The sequence below is a fragment of the Streptomyces sp. NPDC000878 genome, assembly GCF_053599695.1.
The window spans coordinates 1-14,213 of record NZ_JBSFMT010000058.1; the positions used below are offsets into that span (position 1 = coordinate 1).

The window sequence follows — 14,213 nt, forward strand, 5'->3', positions numbered from 1 at the left end:
CCTGGGACCGGTGCGGGGCAAGCGGGGCCGGCCCCGGCGCAAGCCCCGCACGTTGTACGCCGACCGCGGCTACGACTACGACATCTACCGCCGCCTGCGCGAGCGCGGCATCACACCGAAGATCGCCCGACGGGGCGAGCCGCACGGCTCGGGCCTGGGAAAGGTCCGGTGGGTCGCCGAGTCCGCCATCGCCTGGCTCCACGGCCCCCGCCGCCTGCGAATCCGGTGGGAAGCACGCGACGACATGCACGACGCCTTCCTCCAACTCGCCCACTGCATGACCCTCGCCCGCAAACACCCCGCTTTCTGAAAGCACCCCTTAGGGTCGGCTGCGGCCTAGCATCTTTGTAAGTGAACGTACGTATTGGAAGGCGCGCCATGGCGAAGGCAGTTGAACGGCCTGCGCGGACCAGTGTGTGGCTCGAAGGGAAGACGCGCCGGAGCAACAGTGGCCGGGGCGGGCAGCCCTCGGGGCTCGACCGGGACCGGATCACCGAGGTGACCGTGCGGCTGCTGGACGCGGAGGGGCTGGCGAAGTTCTCCATGCGCCGTCTCGCCGCCGAGCTGAACGTGACGCCGATGTCCGTGTACTGGTACGTCGACACCAAGGACGACCTGCTCGAACTCGCCCTCGACGCGGCCTCCGCCGAACTGCGCCTGCCCGACCCGGAGACCGACGGCGAGGACTGGCGCGACCAACTGCGCATGCTGGCCGGCGAGTACCGCTCCCTGCTGGTCCGCCACCCCTGGGTGTCGCCGCTCGCCGGGACCTACCTCAACATCGGCCCGCACTCGCAGGCATTCTCGCGTGCCGTCCAACGAGTGCTGCGCCGCACCGGCCTGCCCCCGCGGGGACTGACGGGGGCCATCGCCGCCGTCTTCCAGTTCGTGTACGGGTTCGGCACGGTCGAGGGCCACTTCATCGCCCGCTGCGCGGACGCCGGTATGACCCAGGACGCCTACTTCCGGCACGCCATGAGCGCGGTCGGGGCCGCCCCGGAGACCGCCGAGTTCATCCAGGAGTCGGCGGACATGATGGCGGCGCGGGGCGGCGGCACGGTGGAGGAGATGAGAGAACGGGACTTCGACTTCGCCCTGGAACTGCTGGTGGCAGGAATCGAGACGATGGTGGACAGGGCCTGATCTTGTTCTTTGACCTTGGTCGCGGCTGAGTGCTTGCCGTGGGCAAAATTGCGGTGCGTGCGGGCACCACGCCGGTCAGACTCGCGGACATGACTGAGAAGATCACCCGTATCAACCCTGAGCAGCTGCATGAGACGCCCGGCTACCACCACATCACAGTGGTGGAGGCAGGCCGTACGGCCTATCTGGCGGGGCAGTGCCCGCTTGATCGGAGCGGTGACCTCGTCGGGCCCGGTTCTCTCGATACACAGATCGACCAGGTTGTCGCGAACGCGCTCGCTGCCCTGGCGGCGGTAAGTGCCCCGCCGCAATGCGTGGTGCGGTCAGTGATCTACGTGCGGAGCGACGAGAGAGACGTTCTCGGAGCCGCGTGGCGTCGGCTCGCCGACTCTGACCTGGGTCCGGCGTTCACCACGGCCAGCACGCTCTTGGGCGTCGCCCAGCTGGGCTTTTCCGGACAGCTCGTCGAGGTGGATCTCACTGTGGCGCTGCCTGACTGAGAACGGAGACTACGTCCTGGCGAGATCGGCGGTGTCGTCGGCGCACAGTGGGTAGAGGGCTGACCGGGCTTCCTACATCCGACCCGCCAGTTCGTTGGCCCCGGCGCCGTCGTCACTCAGCTGCGTTTCCCGAAGGTGGTCGACGAGCTGGACCACGGCGGTGTTGAAGCCGACCCCGGCCTTCAGCTTCTGTTCGCGCACCACATGTGGTCCTGTCGGCGCGCAGTGAACCAAGACCCGAACACGGCGAGTGCACAACTCGATGGGCGATCCGAACGAAAGGAGCCCCGTTCGAATCTGAGCCGGGCGAACTCAACCGGGCTCGTGCTGCCTACGCCTCCCCGGTCACCAACCGAGCCGGGAACCCACCGGTCGCCACCGGCCCCCACTTCACCGGCGTGACCCGAATGATCGACTTCCCCTGCTTCACCATCGCCGCGCGATACTCGTCCCAGTCCGGATGCTCCCCCGCGATGTTCCGGTAGTACTCCACGAGCGGCTCGACCGACTCGGGGGAGTCGACGACCTCCGCCGTACCGTCGATCTGGACCCACGGCCCGTTCCAGTCGTCGCTCAGGACGAGCAGGCTGACGTGCTCGTCCCGCTTGGCGTTGCGCGTCTTGGCGCGCTCGGGGTACGTCGACACGACGACCCGCCCCGAGTCGTCGACCCCGCAGGTCAGCGGCGAGGCCTGCGGGGAGCCGTCCGCCCGCCGGGTGAGGAGGATCGCCCGGTGGCGGGGCCGCACGAAGTCGAGCAGCTCGTCCAGGGACACGGCGGTGTTCGTAGCGATGTTCGGTGCCATACGGCCAGCCTAGGCGCAGAGGGTCGCAGGGCCGGCCGGACAGGCCAGTGCGGGCTTCGAGTGGTTCGGAGAACAGGTCGCACGTACGGCTGTGAGTGAGACCGGCCGGTTCTGGAGAAGGATCCGAGCGGACGGACAACGGAAGCCTGGGGGCGGGGAGCGGATGGACAACGGTTCGAGCAACCGTGAGAACGACGGCGAGAACGACGGCGCCGCAGACCAGTGGCCCCTTCTCCCCGACTGGATGTGGGACTGCGCCGACTGCGTCCGGCTCTACGAGGAGATGCGCCACGTACAGGCCGAAGTGGCCGGGCTGACGGCCGAGGACGCCTCCGTCGACTGGGACTTCACCGACAGCGTCCTGGGAACGCAGATCAGGCTCGGCCGTCATCTCGCCGACGCGCACGCCGAGTTGCTGCCCCCGTGGGATCCGGGCTGCGGAACCTGCGCCGAACGCCAGGAGTCCCTGGTGAAGGCGGAGGGACGGCCCGACTGGATGCCCGCGGCCGTGATGAACGCCGAGGAGCACCGAGCCCGGCACCTCTTCGTCCCGCCCCGCCTGCTCCGCCTCCTCTAGCCCGGCTCCATCAGCTACACCGTCGGCAGCGCATCCCCCTGCACCCCCTGCACCGCCTGAACCTCGATCTCCACCCGCAACGTCGTACCGATCGCCGCGATCCCCGCCCGTACCACCTGGTTGTAGTTCATGGCGAAGTCCTCGCGCCGCAGCTCGGTCGTCGCCCGGAACGCGGCCCGCGTGCCGCCCCAGGGGTCGGCGCCGGTGCCGAGGTAGACGAGGTCGAGGTCGACCGGACGTACGACACCGCGCATGCTCAGCTCGCCGTGGACGGTCCAGCGGTCGGTCCCGGCGGCCGGGGTGAGCCCCGTCGAGCGGAACGTGACATCCGGATACCGTTCGGCGTCCAGAAAGTCGGGGGACCGAAGGTGATCGTCCCGCGTCGCGTTCCCCGTATTGATCGAGGCGGCCGAAATCACCGCCTCCACCCGGGACTTGGCGACCTCGTCCGGCGCGATCTCGATCGTCGCCGTGAACTCGGTGAACCGCCCGTGCACGCTGGAGATGCCCAGGTGCTGGGCGACCGCCCCGACGGACGAGTGGGCCGGGTCGACGGTCCACGCCCCCGGCGGCGGCAGTTCGGCGCCGCCGCCCAGCCGGGCGAGGGTGACGGTCCCGACCTCGGTACGCCCTCCCCCAGAGGGGGTACCCCCAGCGGTGACGATCGCACTGGACGCGGTGGGCGCGTACCCGACGGCCGTCACGATCACGGTGTACGCGCCGGGCGCGAGCGGGGTCGCGTCGCGCACGACCCCGTCCGCGTCGGCCCCGGCCCGCAGCACCTGCTGCCCGGTCATGTCGGTCACGGTGACGACGGCGTGCGAGACCGCCCACCCGTCACGGGTACGAACCCGTGCGTTGAGGCCCATGTCCCGCTACTCCCCGCCCGGGTGGGCGAGTTCGATGTCGTGGCCGTCGGTTCCGTTGCCGGTGACGGTCAGGGCGGTGGCCGCCGGCGGGTAGCCGGTCGCGATGACCGTGTACTCGCCGCTGTCCAGATCGGTGAAGGCGTACGCCCCGTCCGCACCGGTCGTCGACGTGCCGACCACGTTGCCCGCCGCGTCGACGAGCGTGACCCGCGCGTCCCCGAGCGGCCCGTGCGGCGCCCGTACGACACCCTGGACGTGCGCCCCGGACGCCAGTTCCACCTCGACCCGGGTGACCCCGGCGCCGCCGACCTCGACGGGCAGCGCCCGCGGCCGGTACCCGGCGGCGTTCACGGCGACGGTGACGACACCCGGCACCAGCTCGGCGAACGTGAACTCGCCCTGCTCACCGGTGGTCCCGGTGGCCAGCACATCCCCGCGCACATCGGTCACGATCACCATCGCGTCCTTGACGGGCGACCCCGACTCGGTGGCCCGCACCAGCCCGCCGAGCCCGCTGGTGCCGCTGAGCAGGATGTCGTACGAGACCGGCTCGCCGTTCACGACGACGGTCGAGGCCTGCGGCTGGAACCCGTCCGCCGAGGCGATCAGGACGTACGAGCCCGTGCCCGGCGCGTCCAGCGCGTAGCCGCCGTCGACCTGTGCGACCGCGCGGCCCAGCTGACGTCCGGAGAGGGAGATCAGCGTGACGGCGGCCTGCGGAACGGGCGCGCTCTCGGCCCCGCGCACGTGACCGCGTACCGGAATCCCGGCGGGGGCGGCGGGTGAGTCGGCAGCAACCGTGGCGACGGCGACGGCCGCCGGCTCCGTCTCCGTGACCGGAGTTGAAGGGGCACCCTTCTCCTCGACAGCGGCCCCCGAGGCCTCCGCAGCCAGCGCCAACGCGCCCTTCGTCCGCAACGGGACCTCCTTGATGAAGACGGAGAAGACGAGCGCGAGCAGGGCGGCCGGGGCGGCGTAGAGGAAGACGTCGCCGATGCCGTGGCCGTACGCGCCCTCGATGACCGTGCGCAGCGGCCCGGGCAGTGAGTCGAGGTCGGGGATGGTGTTGGAGGTCGAACCGGAGAGCGCCGAGGCGTACTTCGGGTCGAGGGTGGTCAGACCGTCCTTGAGGTGGTCGGCGATGCGGTGACTGAGGACCGCGCCCAGTGCGGAGACGCCGATCGCGCCGCCGAGGGACCGGAAGAAGGTGACGACGGAGCTGGCGACGCCCAGGTCGGAGGGGTCGACCTGGTTCTGCGTGCACAGCACCAGGTTCTGCATCATCATGCCGACGCCGAGCCCGAGCAGGGCCATGTAGATGGCGACGTGCCAGTACGGGGTGTCGTAGCGCAGGGTGCCGAGCAGTCCGAGCCCGGCGGTCACCAGCACACCGCCGGCGAGCAGCCAGGCCTTCCAGCGTCCCGTACGGGTGATGACCTGGCCGGAGACGGTCGAGGCGACGAACAGGCCGCCGATCATCGGGATCGTCATGACGCCGGACATGGTCGGCGACTTGTCGCGGGCCAGCTGGAAGTACTGGCTGAAGAAGATGGTGCCCGCGAACATCGCGACGCCGACGAAGAGCGAGGCGAGCGAGGCGAGGGTGATCGTGCGGTTGCGGAAGAGGCGCAGCGGGATGATCGGCTCGCTGGCCCTCGACTCGACGAGGACGAAGATCCCGAGCAGCGCGACCGTGCCGCCGAGCATCGCGTACGTCTGCCAGGACACCCAGTCGTACTTGTCGCCGGCGAAGGTCACCCAGACGAGCAGGAGGCAGACGGCCGCGGTGATGAAGAAGGCGCCGGTCCAGTCGACCTTGGCCTGGCGCTTCACGACGGGCAGGTGCAGGGTCCGCTGGAGCACGATGAGGGCTATGACGGCGAAGGGCACGCCGACGTAGAAGCACCAGCGCCAGCCGAGCCAGCTGGTGTCGGTGATGACACCGCCGATCAGCGGGCCGCCGACCATCGCGGTCGCGAAGGTGGCGCCGAGGTAGCCGTTGTAGCGTCCGCGCTCACGCGGGGAGATCATCGCCGCGAGGATGATCTGGGCGAGGGCCGACAGACCGCCCATGCCGATGCCCTGCACGGCACGGAAGCCGATGAGCATGGCGGCGTTCTGCGAGAGTCCGGCGGCGGCCGACCCGAGCACGAAGATGACGAGCGCGAGCTGGATCAGCAGCTTCTTGGAGAAGAGGTCGGCGAGCTTGCCCCACAGCGGGGTGGACGCGGTCATCGCGAGCAGCGACGCGGTCACGACCCAGGTGTAGGCGCTCTGGCCGCCGCCGAGGTCCTTGATGATGTCGGGCAGAGCGTTGGAGACGATCGTCGACGACAGGATCGCGACGAACATGCCGAGCAGCAGTCCGGTCAGCGCTTCCATGATCTGCCGGTGCGACATCGGCGCGCCGTCGGCGGAGCCGTGGGAGCCTCCCCCGTGCTTGGCGTGAGCCCGCACACCGGCTGGTGTGGTCGTTGCCATTGAGCTTCCTTGTCTGTTTCCGCGCGTGTACGTCTTCTGTGTGTTGCTGCTGTTACGTGTGCTGCGTCGTCTGGTGGGCGTGAGGGTGGGCGTGGGCGTGGGCGCCGAAGCTGTCCCGGAGCCGCGCCATGAGCCGGACGAGCTGTCCGACCTCCTCGTCGCTCCAGTCGGCGAGCCGGTGGGCGAGCAGTTCGGTGGTCCGCCGCGACAGCTCACCGATCTGCGCGTGCCCGGAAGGGGTCAGCCGCAGGATGCGGGAGCGCTTGTCGGCGGGGTCGGGGAGCCGTTCGATCCAGCCGCGCCCGGCGACGTGGGCGACATGGCGGCTGGTGACGGACATGTCGACGGCGAGCAGCTCGGCGAGCCGGCTCATCCGCATGTCCCCGTGCCGGTCGAGCAGCGTCAGCACGGCGGCGGAACCGCCGGGACACTCGGGCGGCATGATCCGCCCCAACTCCCGCTTCACGGCCCCGAAGGCACTGAACTGACGCACCAACTCCTCGTACTGCGCCTGCTCGGCCATCACACCCCCTGAGTTGGGCCCTCTATTCGTTGCTTGGGGCAACCATAGAAAAGATTGGTTGCTACAGGCAAATTAAATAGGGAGGAGGCGGACTAAAAACTTGGCAAAGGCAAGTATTGGCGAACGTAAACGCGCAGGTGGGAGCGGTGAGGAAGGGGCCCCACTTGGGTGAGCCCCGCCAGGTTCGCTAGGGTCTCCCACCATGGCCAACACCCAGGGCCCCGAGGGCAACTACGACCCCGCGGGCAGCACCCAGATGTTCCGAGCGTTCGTCGACGAGACCCCCCAGGGCGGCAGCCGCCAGGCACCCGCCCCGGCGGGCCCCCGCATCGGCCTGATCATCGGCGTGGTCGTCGCCGTGGCGGTTGTCGCCGCGGTGGCTTGGCTGGCGCTGAAGTAGAGCTGAAGAAGTAGAGCTGAGGCAGCGGCGCCAGGACGTACGCCGATGGACCCCGGAGTCGACGGAGACGACTGGGTCAGCACCTCCATGCCCTATCTGGCGCCTCGGGCGAACGGGCAGGGCGACGCCTGGAGCGAGCAGGCCGCGGCGCAAGGGCGCCGGGGAACCCAGCGCATCGTCCACGCGGGGGAGGTGCCGGCCTCCGACGAGGTCGCCGGCCTGCTCGGCGTCCCCGAGGGCGAGGCCGTGGTCGTACGCCGTCGGGTCATCGAACTCGACGGCGAGCCCTGCGAGTTGACGGACACCTACTACCCCGCGCACATCGCCGGCGGCACCGGGCTGGCCGGCGTCGCCAAGATCCCCGGCGGGGCCGTCACCCTGCTCGCGCGGCTCGGACACGTGGGCGTGCGGGTACGAGAGGACGTGACGGCCGGGCTCCCGAACGCGGCGGAGCAACAGGCGCTGCGCATCGGCCCCGACGCCCCCGTCCTACGGCTGACCCGGCTCACCCTGGACGCCGAGGACCACCCCCTACAGGCCGACCTGATGACGATGCCGGCCCATGGGCAACGGCTGCGCTACGAACTGCGGATCGGTTGACTCGCCCCCCACCGCACCGCAGCCTCGACGCCTCATCGCGACGGCCGGCTGAGCGACCGGGCCGAGCAGGCCGCCGGAGCAAGGCCGACCCTGGTGCCTGAGAACCGGACCGACCTTCAGCGGGGCTGCGGATATCCGATCTCGGAGATGTCCTGGGCCAGGTCCGCCAGGTCGACCTGCGCGTTCAGCGATGACACGAGTTCCTGGCCCAGTGGGCGCAAGGCGTACACGTCACTCACCGCTCCCAGGTCCACAGAGACCTCGTAGTAGTCCTCGGCGAAGCGCTGGAACGCTTCAGGGGAGCGGTTGACCAAGAGTTCGAACAGACCCGCGGCCCCGTCAGGGTCGGCACGGTCCGGAGGAAAGTCGATCGTGCCGTGGTGCCACTGATTGTCCGTTGCCTCTCGCCACATGCAAGCCGTCGCGACCGGCACGCCGTCCTCGTCGGTGAACGCTGCTTCCTCGACGAAGGGCTTGAAGACACCCGGAACGTCGTCGATCACTCCTGGCCACGGCTCGCCGTCGTTGCCATACGGGCTCATCGGCGATTCGTGATCGAAGCCGCGTACGTAGGCTCCGGCCGCCGAGAACACGATGGAGTACTCGTCTCCCGACCCGTTGCGCATCGAGGCCATCTCCTCGCCTTCAGCCCAAGCGGCGTTGAACGAGTAGTACCGACTTTCCCAGTCCGGGCTCAGGATCGCATCGAGCATCGCAAGGGAGCGGCACAGGTCCCGCAGGTCGGCGATGGTGGGAAGCCGGCGGGCCACGTCATGGACAGTCACGGGCTCATCCAACCGGATGCCTCTGACACCAGTGTCGCCCCTACCCCCACTCCACCCCGACGACGCGCGTCTCCACCCGCATCCCCCAAGGCACCCGCCACGCGTCCACGCACACCGTCCAGGACCCTTCCCTCGTCTCCCCCGCCCCGATCGGCACAGGAAGCGCCACCCTCGACTCGATCGTCGCCCAGTCGATGCCGAGCAGGTCGATGATGTGCGTGCCGAAGGTCACCGTGCCCGAACGGACCGGTGTGCCACCGGTGTTGTGGAAGGCGAGCGTCACTTTCTCGCACCAGCGTTTGTCCGTGGCCTCGCGTACGGGCGCATCCGTGGTCAGGTGGGCGGGGCCAACGGGCGGGGACGGTACCGGTTTTGGTATCGGTGTTGGTGTCGACGTCGAAGTGGACGCAGGCGCAGGTGCAGGCTCGGGCGCAGGGTTCGGCGTCGTCGACGGGGAACTCGTGCTCGTACGGGCGGAGTTGCCGCCCTCGTCCTCAGAAGCCGGTGATCCGGGGCCCGTTGTGGATTCGCGTGGCCGGCTCTGCTGAACCGGGGGCGAGTCGGGCGCCGTTGCCCGCTCGCGTCCCTCCAGCGGTACGAACGTCACCTCCCCGGTGGGAGCGACCGCCGTACCGCCGATCGCCGGGCGCTCGACCGCGACGTACCCCTCGTCCTGTCCGTCACCGCCCGCGCAGGCCACCAACAGCCCTGCCAGAGCGCAGGTTGCGACGGCCGCCGAGGTGGTCAGGGCGAGGGTGCCCCGGCGGGCATGCGTGCGCGTCGGTCGAAGCATCGCGACATCGTCGCTGATGCCTCGTCAGAAGTGAACCCTTGGACGGGGATCGCGCCGAGCCGGCGGGCCGGTGGCCGTCCGGCTCGGCCGTCGGCTCAGTCGGAGATCAGGCCCTCGCGCAGCTGGGACAGGGTCCGGGTCAGGAGGCGGGACACGTGCATCTGGGAGATGCCGACCTCCTCGCCGATCTGCGACTGGGTCATGTTGGCGAAGAAGCGCAGCATGATGATCCGGCGCTCGCGCGGCGGGAGTTTGGCCAGCAGCGGCTTGAGGGACTCGCGGTACTCCACGCCCTCCAGCGCCGTGTCCTCGTAGCCGAGGCGGTCGGCCAGGGAGCCCTCGCCGCCGTCGTCCTCCGGGGCCGGGGAGTCCAGGGACGAGGCCGTGTACGCGTTGCCGACCGCGAGGCCGTCGACGACGTCCTCCTCGGACACGCCCAGGACCACGGCGAGTTCGGGGACCGTCGGCGAACGGTCCAGCTTCTGGGAGAGCTCGTCGCTGGCCTTGGTGAGGGCCAGACGCAGCTCCTGGAGGCGGCGCGGGACGCGCACCGACCACGAGGTGTCGCGGAAGAACCGCTTGATCTCGCCCACGACCGTCGGCATCGCGAACGTCGGGAACTCGACGCCGCGTTCGCAGTCGAAGCGGTCGATCGCCTTGATCAGACCGATGGTGCCGACCTGGACGATGTCCTCCATCGGCTCGTTGCGGGAGCGGAAGCGGGCCGCCGCGTAGCGCACGAGGGGGAGGTTCAGCTCGATGAGGGTGTCCCGGACGTACGCACGTTCGGGGCTGTTCTCGTCGAGGGCGGCGAGCCGCAGGAACAGGGAACGGGACAGGGTGCGGGTGTCGATGGCTCCCGTGGCCGGCGGAGCCGGCGGGAGGGCCGGGACGGCCGGGGCTGCCTCTGCCTCGACCTCCACTACGAGGGCCGGGACGTCGTGAAGCTCGGCGGGCGCCGACTCGCTCTTCGTGAGCGTGAGCACCTTCGAGCTGCCCTGGTCTGCGGACATGCCACCCCCTTTGGGTCGCGGACGGTCGCGGCGGACGCTCCCGTCTGAGGAACGCAGCCTTCACCTGAATACCGGAGCCGAAGCCACGGCAAACGCTCTTCCGGCAGAATGTCACATGTCGGCAACACGCTGTAGTGACATGTCGACATGTAAGACACGAAACAGCCCTGGAAAGAGGGGGTCTGACGGTTTTTCACCCCAGAACTGTCAGGAAGTACGCCACTGGGCGATTCGCTCTCCCAGGTGACGTCTCGATCCTGTGTCCGGTTGTCCCCGGACCGCCCCCTGGTGACTCGTGTGACTCCTGCGGCAAGGCCTGCGGCTAGGCCCGCGGACAGGCCCTACGCCTCGATGCGGTTCGCCGAGCGCAGTCGCGCGAAGCTGCGGGCCAGCAGCCGGGACACGTGCATCTGGGAGACACCCAGTTCCGCGCTGATCTGAGACTGGGTGAGATTGCTGTAGTAACGCAGCAACAGGATCCGCTGCTCGCGCTCGGGGAGCTGGACCAGGAGATGGCGGACCAGGTCGCGGTGCTCCACGCCGTCCAGCGCCGGGTCCTCGTAGCCGAGCCGGTCGACCAGACCGGGCAGGCCGTCGCCCTCCTGGGCCGCCTCCAGTGAGGTCGCGTGGTACGAGCGGCCGGCCTCGATGCAGGAGAGCACGTCGTCCTCGGAGATCCGCAGCCGCTCCGCGATCTCGGCGGTCGTCGGGGTACGCCCGAACGCCGTCGTCAGATCCTCGGTCGCCCCGTTGACCTGCACCCACAACTCGTGCAGCCGGCGCGGTACGTGGACCGTGCGGACGTTGTCCCGGAAGTACCGCTTGATCTCGCCGATGACCGTCGGCATCGCGAACGTCGGGAACTGCACACCCCGGTCCGGGTCGAACCGGTCGATGGCGTTGATCAGCCCGATGGTGCCGACCTGGACGACGTCCTCCATCGGCTCGTTGCGGGAGCGGAAGCGGGCGGCGGCGTAGCGCACGAGCGGGAGGTTCGCCTCGATGAGCGCCCCCCGCACGCGGTTGTGCTCCGGCGTACCCGGGTCCAGCACCTTGAGCTGGCCGAAGAGCACCTGGGTGAGCGCCCGGGTGTCCGCGCCGCGGCTGCGCTGTGGGGCGGGCTCCTGGGGAGCGACCTCCAGGGGGGTGGCCTCCTGCGCTGCGGCCTGCGGTGGTGCGGCCTGCGCGGGGGCGGCCTGCTGTGGTGCGGCTTCCTGGGGTGGCGCAGTACTGGCCGACACGGTCAACGCCACCTCTTCATCGGTCAACTCATCCGTCAAAAGCGGTCATAGCATCACAAGACATGTGCACTGTGTGCAAGCACCCCATAACACCGTGTTGAGGGAGGGTTGGTGCATAAGACGCGAAAAGGCCCCGCACCTTTCCGGTGCGGGGCCAGTTCGCGGGGCCGGTTCCGTGCTCGGCTCAGAACTCGTAGTCGGCGATCACCCACGTGGCGAACTCACGCCAGAGCGCGGCGGCTGCCTGGTGGTCCGGGTGCTCCAGGTACCGCTTGAGCGCGTCCGCGTCGTCGACCGCCGAGTTGATCGCGAAGTCGTAGGCGATGGGGCGGTCGGTGATGTTCCAGGCGCACTCCCAGAAGCGGAGTTCGTCGATCCGGCCGGACAGGGCACGGAAGGCGTCGGCGCCCGCGACGACCCGCGGTTCGTCGCGCTGGACGCCCTCGTTGAGCTTGAAGAGGACCAGATGGCGGATCACTTGTACTCCCTGTACTTCTCGTACTCCCCGTACCCCGGGACTGTCACTTGGCGCCGTCGGCGATCCAGGTCATGAAGTCCCCTATGGCACTCGCCGCGTTCGAGATTCCCTCGAACGCCATCTGGACGTAGTCGGCCGCCTTCGACGGGTCCGTGATGATCACGTACAGCACGAAGACCACGAGTACATAGACGGCTATCTTCTTCGAATTCACCGCCACCGCGGCCTCCCCTCGGAACCGACCAGACCCCACCCGACTGATGTCGCACGAAAGGCCCCGCCGTCCGGCGAGGCCCTTCTACAGCGGTAGCGGAGGGATTTGAACCCTCGGTGACTTGCGCCACACTCGCTTTCGAGGCGAGCTCCTTCGGCCGCTCGGACACGCTACCGAGAGAGACCTTACAGCACGGTACGGCGTGGTCTGAAATCCGTATTCGTTGATCCTCGACGATGCGGCCGAGGTCAGCGGTCGTGTCGGGAGGAGTTGCGGAAGAAGTCGGTCAGGAGGCGCGCGCAGTCGTCCGCGAGGACGCCGCCGATCACCTCGGGGCGGTGGTTGAGGCGGCGGTCGCGTACGACGTCCCAGAGGGAGCCGGCCGCGCCCGCCTTCTCGTCGCGGGCGCCGTAGACGACCCGGTCGACCCGGGACTGCACGAGGGCGCCCGCGCACATCGTGCAGGGCTCCAGCGTCACGACGAGCGTGCAGCCGGACAGCCGCCACTCCCCGAGGTCGGCCGCGGCCCGCCGGATCGCGAGGACCTCGGCGTGCGCGGTCGGATCGCCCGTCGCCTCGCGCTCGTTGTGCCCGGTCGCGAGGACGGTCGTACCGTCGGCGGCCAGGACGACGGCACCGACGGGGACGTCACCGCCGAGGACGGCCCGCTCGGCCTCGGCCATGGCGAGCCGCATCGCGGCCCGCCATGGATCACGTACGGGGTCGGGCGGCCCCTCGACGGTCAGGCCCTCTTCGTTCAGCGCACCGTCTCCAGGACCTCCGACGCTCCGAGGGCGTCGGCGATCGCGCTCAGCGCGTCGTCGGCGTCCAGGGCACGCAGTTCCTTCTCGCCGACACCGAGGTCGTCGAGGATCTCGGTGTCGCCGACGGGGCCGTGCGGTACGGCCTCGGCGGAGGTGTCGTCGTCCTCGTCGTCGTCGGCGGAGCCGGTGGCCGGACCGGAGTCCGACTCACCGTCCTCGGTGCCGTCGAGGTCGAGGGCGTCCAGATCTGTCTCGTCGGCGTCCGGATCGCGGCCGAGCAGCTCGGCCGTGAGCAGGATCTCGCCGTACGAGCTACGGGCAGCGGCGGCGGCGTCCGAGACGTAGATCCGGGGGTCGTCCTCGCCGTCGACGCGGACGACGCCGAACCAGGCGTCCTCCTGCTCGATGAGCACCAGCACCGTGTCGTCCTCGGGGGAGGCTTCACGGGCCAGTTCGGCCAGGTCCGACAGGGTTTCCACATCGTCGAGTTCTGTGTCGCTCGCTTCCCACCCGTCTTCGGTGCGCGCGAGCAGTGCGGCGAAGTACACCGTGACTCTCCCACTGGTCCTAGGCGTGCCGGTTGGGGGTCCCCCCGGCGGAGGCTTTGGGTGGGGAATGCTCTGCGCCGAGCCCCACCCACTCGGAATCGTGGCAGAAACGGAGCGTTCAGGGGACGTCTTCGGCACCCTGTGTCCGGCTCTTTTGATCGCTTGTCGGCCGAGCCCTTCACCAGCGCTCTCGTTGCCGCCACCAGCGGATCGTAACCGGCTTCCCCGGCCGCCCCCGCACGGCCACCCCCTCAACGCGCGTACTACCAGCGGAATGTACGCATGCGCATGGCGTGGCGGAGACGGGCGGTCTTGGCGCGGCGGGGCTGGACACGGTCGCGCAACTCGCGCGCCTCGGTCAGCTCGCGCAGGAAGACGGCCCGGCGCCGACGCCGCTCGGCCTCGGTCTCCGACGATTTCTGTTCCCGGGGTTCCCGGGCGGGTTCCCGGTTCGGTTCGCGGTCAGGCATAGGCAGACA

20 protein-coding genes and 1 tRNA gene are annotated in these 14,213 nt (G+C 69.5%); 6 read left to right on the top strand and 15 right to left on the bottom strand.

The genetic code is table 11. The features are described from left to right. The 3 genes from ACWDR4_RS36030 to ACWDR4_RS36040 all read left to right on the top strand — a co-directional run. A partial coding sequence (locus ACWDR4_RS36030) for a transposase (protein WP_450414728.1) occupies positions 1-310 on the top strand: 310 nt, incomplete at its 5' end. Positions 311-378: 68 nt separating this feature from the next. Next, positions 379-1,143 carry a TetR/AcrR family transcriptional regulator gene (locus tag ACWDR4_RS36035; protein ID WP_450414729.1) on the top strand — a complete coding sequence of 255 codons (765 nt, stop codon included), beginning with the start codon at positions 379-381 and terminating at the stop codon, positions 1,141-1,143. A gap of 89 nt (positions 1,144-1,232) precedes the next feature. Then, positions 1,233-1,643 carry a RidA family protein gene (locus ACWDR4_RS36040; protein WP_450414731.1) on the top strand — a complete coding sequence of 137 codons (411 nt, stop codon included), beginning with the start codon at positions 1,233-1,235 and terminating at the stop codon, positions 1,641-1,643. A gap of 72 nt (positions 1,644-1,715) precedes the next feature. Here the strand turns inward: ACWDR4_RS36040 and ACWDR4_RS36045 are convergent, their stop codons facing one another. Together ACWDR4_RS36045 and ACWDR4_RS36050 are read right to left on the bottom strand one after the other, a co-directional pair. Beyond that, complete coding sequence (locus ACWDR4_RS36045; protein WP_450414822.1) at positions 1,716-1,844, bottom strand: hypothetical protein; 129 nt, start codon at positions 1,842-1,844, stop codon at positions 1,716-1,718. 130 nt (positions 1,845-1,974) lie between these two features. Next, positions 1,975-2,448 carry a PPOX class F420-dependent oxidoreductase gene (locus ACWDR4_RS36050; protein ID WP_450414732.1) on the bottom strand — a complete coding sequence of 158 codons (474 nt, stop codon included), beginning with the start codon at positions 2,446-2,448 and terminating at the stop codon, positions 1,975-1,977. A 163-nt stretch (positions 2,449-2,611) separates the two neighbouring features. On the opposite strand from ACWDR4_RS36050, the gene ACWDR4_RS36055 reads away from it, so the two are divergent. After that, complete coding sequence (locus ACWDR4_RS36055; RefSeq protein WP_450414733.1) at positions 2,612-3,025, top strand: hypothetical protein; 414 nt, start codon at positions 2,612-2,614, stop codon at positions 3,023-3,025. Positions 3,026-3,039: 14 nt separating this feature from the next. Here ACWDR4_RS36055 and ACWDR4_RS36060 read toward each other — a convergent pair whose 3' ends face one another. From ACWDR4_RS36060 to ACWDR4_RS36070, 3 genes are read right to left on the bottom strand one after another with little or no spacing between them, the layout of a single operon-like run. Next, positions 3,040-3,894, bottom strand: coding sequence for a YceI family protein (locus ACWDR4_RS36060; protein ID WP_450414734.1), 855 nt, complete (start codon positions 3,892-3,894; stop codon positions 3,040-3,042). Between the two features lie 6 nt (positions 3,895-3,900). Beyond that, positions 3,901-6,375 carry an MFS transporter gene (locus ACWDR4_RS36065; RefSeq protein ID WP_450414736.1) on the bottom strand — a complete coding sequence of 825 codons (2,475 nt, stop codon included), beginning with the start codon at positions 6,373-6,375 and terminating at the stop codon, positions 3,901-3,903. 52 nt (positions 6,376-6,427) lie between these two features. Further along, positions 6,428-6,898 (bottom strand): MarR family winged helix-turn-helix transcriptional regulator, encoded by a 471-nt coding sequence (locus ACWDR4_RS36070; RefSeq protein ID WP_450414738.1) that lies wholly within the window; start codon positions 6,896-6,898, stop codon positions 6,428-6,430. 202 nt (positions 6,899-7,100) lie between these two features. Here ACWDR4_RS36070 and ACWDR4_RS36075 point away from each other — a divergent pair, with 202 nt between their 5' ends. Both ACWDR4_RS36075 and ACWDR4_RS36080 read left to right on the top strand, forming a co-directional pair. Next, positions 7,101-7,298 (top strand): hypothetical protein, encoded by a 198-nt coding sequence (locus tag ACWDR4_RS36075; RefSeq protein WP_369029032.1) that lies wholly within the window; start codon positions 7,101-7,103, stop codon positions 7,296-7,298. Between the two features lie 45 nt (positions 7,299-7,343). Continuing rightward, the gene (locus tag ACWDR4_RS36080) at positions 7,344-7,898 is read left to right on the top strand and encodes a GntR family transcriptional regulator (protein WP_450414740.1); all 555 of its coding nucleotides are present in this window, start codon (positions 7,344-7,346) and stop codon (positions 7,896-7,898) included. 116 nt (positions 7,899-8,014) lie between these two features. Here the strand turns inward: ACWDR4_RS36080 and ACWDR4_RS36085 are convergent, their stop codons facing one another. The 10 genes from ACWDR4_RS36085 to ACWDR4_RS36130 form a co-directional block, all read right to left on the bottom strand. Further along, positions 8,015-8,683, bottom strand: coding sequence for a hypothetical protein (locus ACWDR4_RS36085; RefSeq protein ID WP_450414741.1), 669 nt, complete (start codon positions 8,681-8,683; stop codon positions 8,015-8,017). Between the two features lie 40 nt (positions 8,684-8,723). Further along, entirely contained in the window at positions 8,724-9,476 is a 753-nt protein-coding gene (locus tag ACWDR4_RS36090) for a hypothetical protein (RefSeq protein ID WP_450414743.1), read from the bottom strand. Between the two features lie 95 nt (positions 9,477-9,571). After that, the gene (locus ACWDR4_RS36095) at positions 9,572-10,489 is read right to left on the bottom strand and encodes an RNA polymerase sigma factor SigF (RefSeq protein WP_450414745.1); all 918 of its coding nucleotides are present in this window, start codon (positions 10,487-10,489) and stop codon (positions 9,572-9,574) included. A gap of 341 nt (positions 10,490-10,830) precedes the next feature. Beyond that, positions 10,831-11,742 (bottom strand): RNA polymerase sigma factor SigF, encoded by a 912-nt coding sequence (locus tag ACWDR4_RS36100; RefSeq protein WP_450414813.1) that lies wholly within the window; start codon positions 11,740-11,742, stop codon positions 10,831-10,833. Positions 11,743-11,914: 172 nt separating this feature from the next. Beyond that, positions 11,915-12,208 carry a Dabb family protein gene (locus ACWDR4_RS36105; protein ID WP_450414747.1) on the bottom strand — a complete coding sequence of 98 codons (294 nt, stop codon included), beginning with the start codon at positions 12,206-12,208 and terminating at the stop codon, positions 11,915-11,917. Between the two features lie 43 nt (positions 12,209-12,251). Continuing rightward, on the bottom strand, positions 12,252-12,428 hold the full coding sequence (locus tag ACWDR4_RS36110; RefSeq protein WP_450414748.1) for a hypothetical protein: 177 nt from the start codon (positions 12,426-12,428) through the stop codon (positions 12,252-12,254). Positions 12,429-12,512: 84 nt separating this feature from the next. Next, a tRNA-Ser gene (locus ACWDR4_RS36115) sits at positions 12,513-12,597 on the bottom strand. Positions 12,598-12,670: 73 nt separating this feature from the next. After that, positions 12,671-13,117: a tRNA adenosine(34) deaminase TadA gene (gene tadA / locus ACWDR4_RS36120; RefSeq protein ID WP_450414750.1), complete on the bottom strand. Its 447-nt coding sequence runs from the start codon at positions 13,115-13,117 to the stop codon at positions 12,671-12,673. Positions 13,118-13,179: 62 nt separating this feature from the next. Further along, entirely contained in the window at positions 13,180-13,734 is a 555-nt protein-coding gene (locus ACWDR4_RS36125) for a tRNA adenosine deaminase-associated protein (protein ID WP_389349119.1), read from the bottom strand. Positions 13,735-13,997: 263 nt separating this feature from the next. Continuing rightward, a complete protein-coding gene (locus ACWDR4_RS36130; RefSeq protein ID WP_450414752.1) occupies positions 13,998-14,204 on the bottom strand; it encodes a hypothetical protein in 207 nt (68 codons plus the stop codon). Positions 14,205-14,213: the final 9 nt, after the last annotated feature.

What these genes read in the sequence shown, in the direction of transcription:
- ACWDR4_RS36035 (WP_450414729.1), top strand. Translation starts at nt 379, where the DNA reads ATGGCGAAGGCAGTTGAACGGCCTGCGCGGACCAGTGTGTGGCTCGAA.
- ACWDR4_RS36040 (WP_450414731.1), top strand. Translation starts at nt 1,233, where the DNA reads ATGACTGAGAAGATCACCCGTATCAACCCTGAGCAGCTGCATGAGACG.
- ACWDR4_RS36050 (WP_450414732.1), bottom strand. Translation starts at nt 2,448, where the DNA reads ATGGCACCGAACATCGCTACGAACACCGCCGTGTCCCTGGACGAGCTG.
- ACWDR4_RS36055 (WP_450414733.1), top strand. Translation starts at nt 2,612, where the DNA reads ATGGACAACGGTTCGAGCAACCGTGAGAACGACGGCGAGAACGACGGC.
- ACWDR4_RS36060 (WP_450414734.1), bottom strand. Translation starts at nt 3,894, where the DNA reads ATGGGCCTCAACGCACGGGTTCGTACCCGTGACGGGTGGGCGGTCTCG.
- ACWDR4_RS36065 (WP_450414736.1), bottom strand. Translation starts at nt 6,375, where the DNA reads ATGGCAACGACCACACCAGCCGGTGTGCGGGCTCACGCCAAGCACGGG.
- ACWDR4_RS36070 (WP_450414738.1), bottom strand. Translation starts at nt 6,898, where the DNA reads ATGGCCGAGCAGGCGCAGTACGAGGAGTTGGTGCGTCAGTTCAGTGCC.
- ACWDR4_RS36075 (WP_369029032.1), top strand. Translation starts at nt 7,101, where the DNA reads ATGGCCAACACCCAGGGCCCCGAGGGCAACTACGACCCCGCGGGCAGC.
- ACWDR4_RS36080 (WP_450414740.1), top strand. Translation starts at nt 7,344, where the DNA reads ATGGACCCCGGAGTCGACGGAGACGACTGGGTCAGCACCTCCATGCCC.
- ACWDR4_RS36090 (WP_450414743.1), bottom strand. Translation starts at nt 9,476, where the DNA reads ATGCTTCGACCGACGCGCACGCATGCCCGCCGGGGCACCCTCGCCCTG.
- ACWDR4_RS36095 (WP_450414745.1), bottom strand. Translation starts at nt 10,489, where the DNA reads ATGTCCGCAGACCAGGGCAGCTCGAAGGTGCTCACGCTCACGAAGAGC.
- tadA (WP_450414750.1), bottom strand. Translation starts at nt 13,117, where the DNA reads ATGCGGCTCGCCATGGCCGAGGCCGAGCGGGCCGTCCTCGGCGGTGAC.
- ACWDR4_RS36130 (WP_450414752.1), bottom strand. Translation starts at nt 14,204, where the DNA reads ATGCCTGACCGCGAACCGAACCGGGAACCCGCCCGGGAACCCCGGGAA.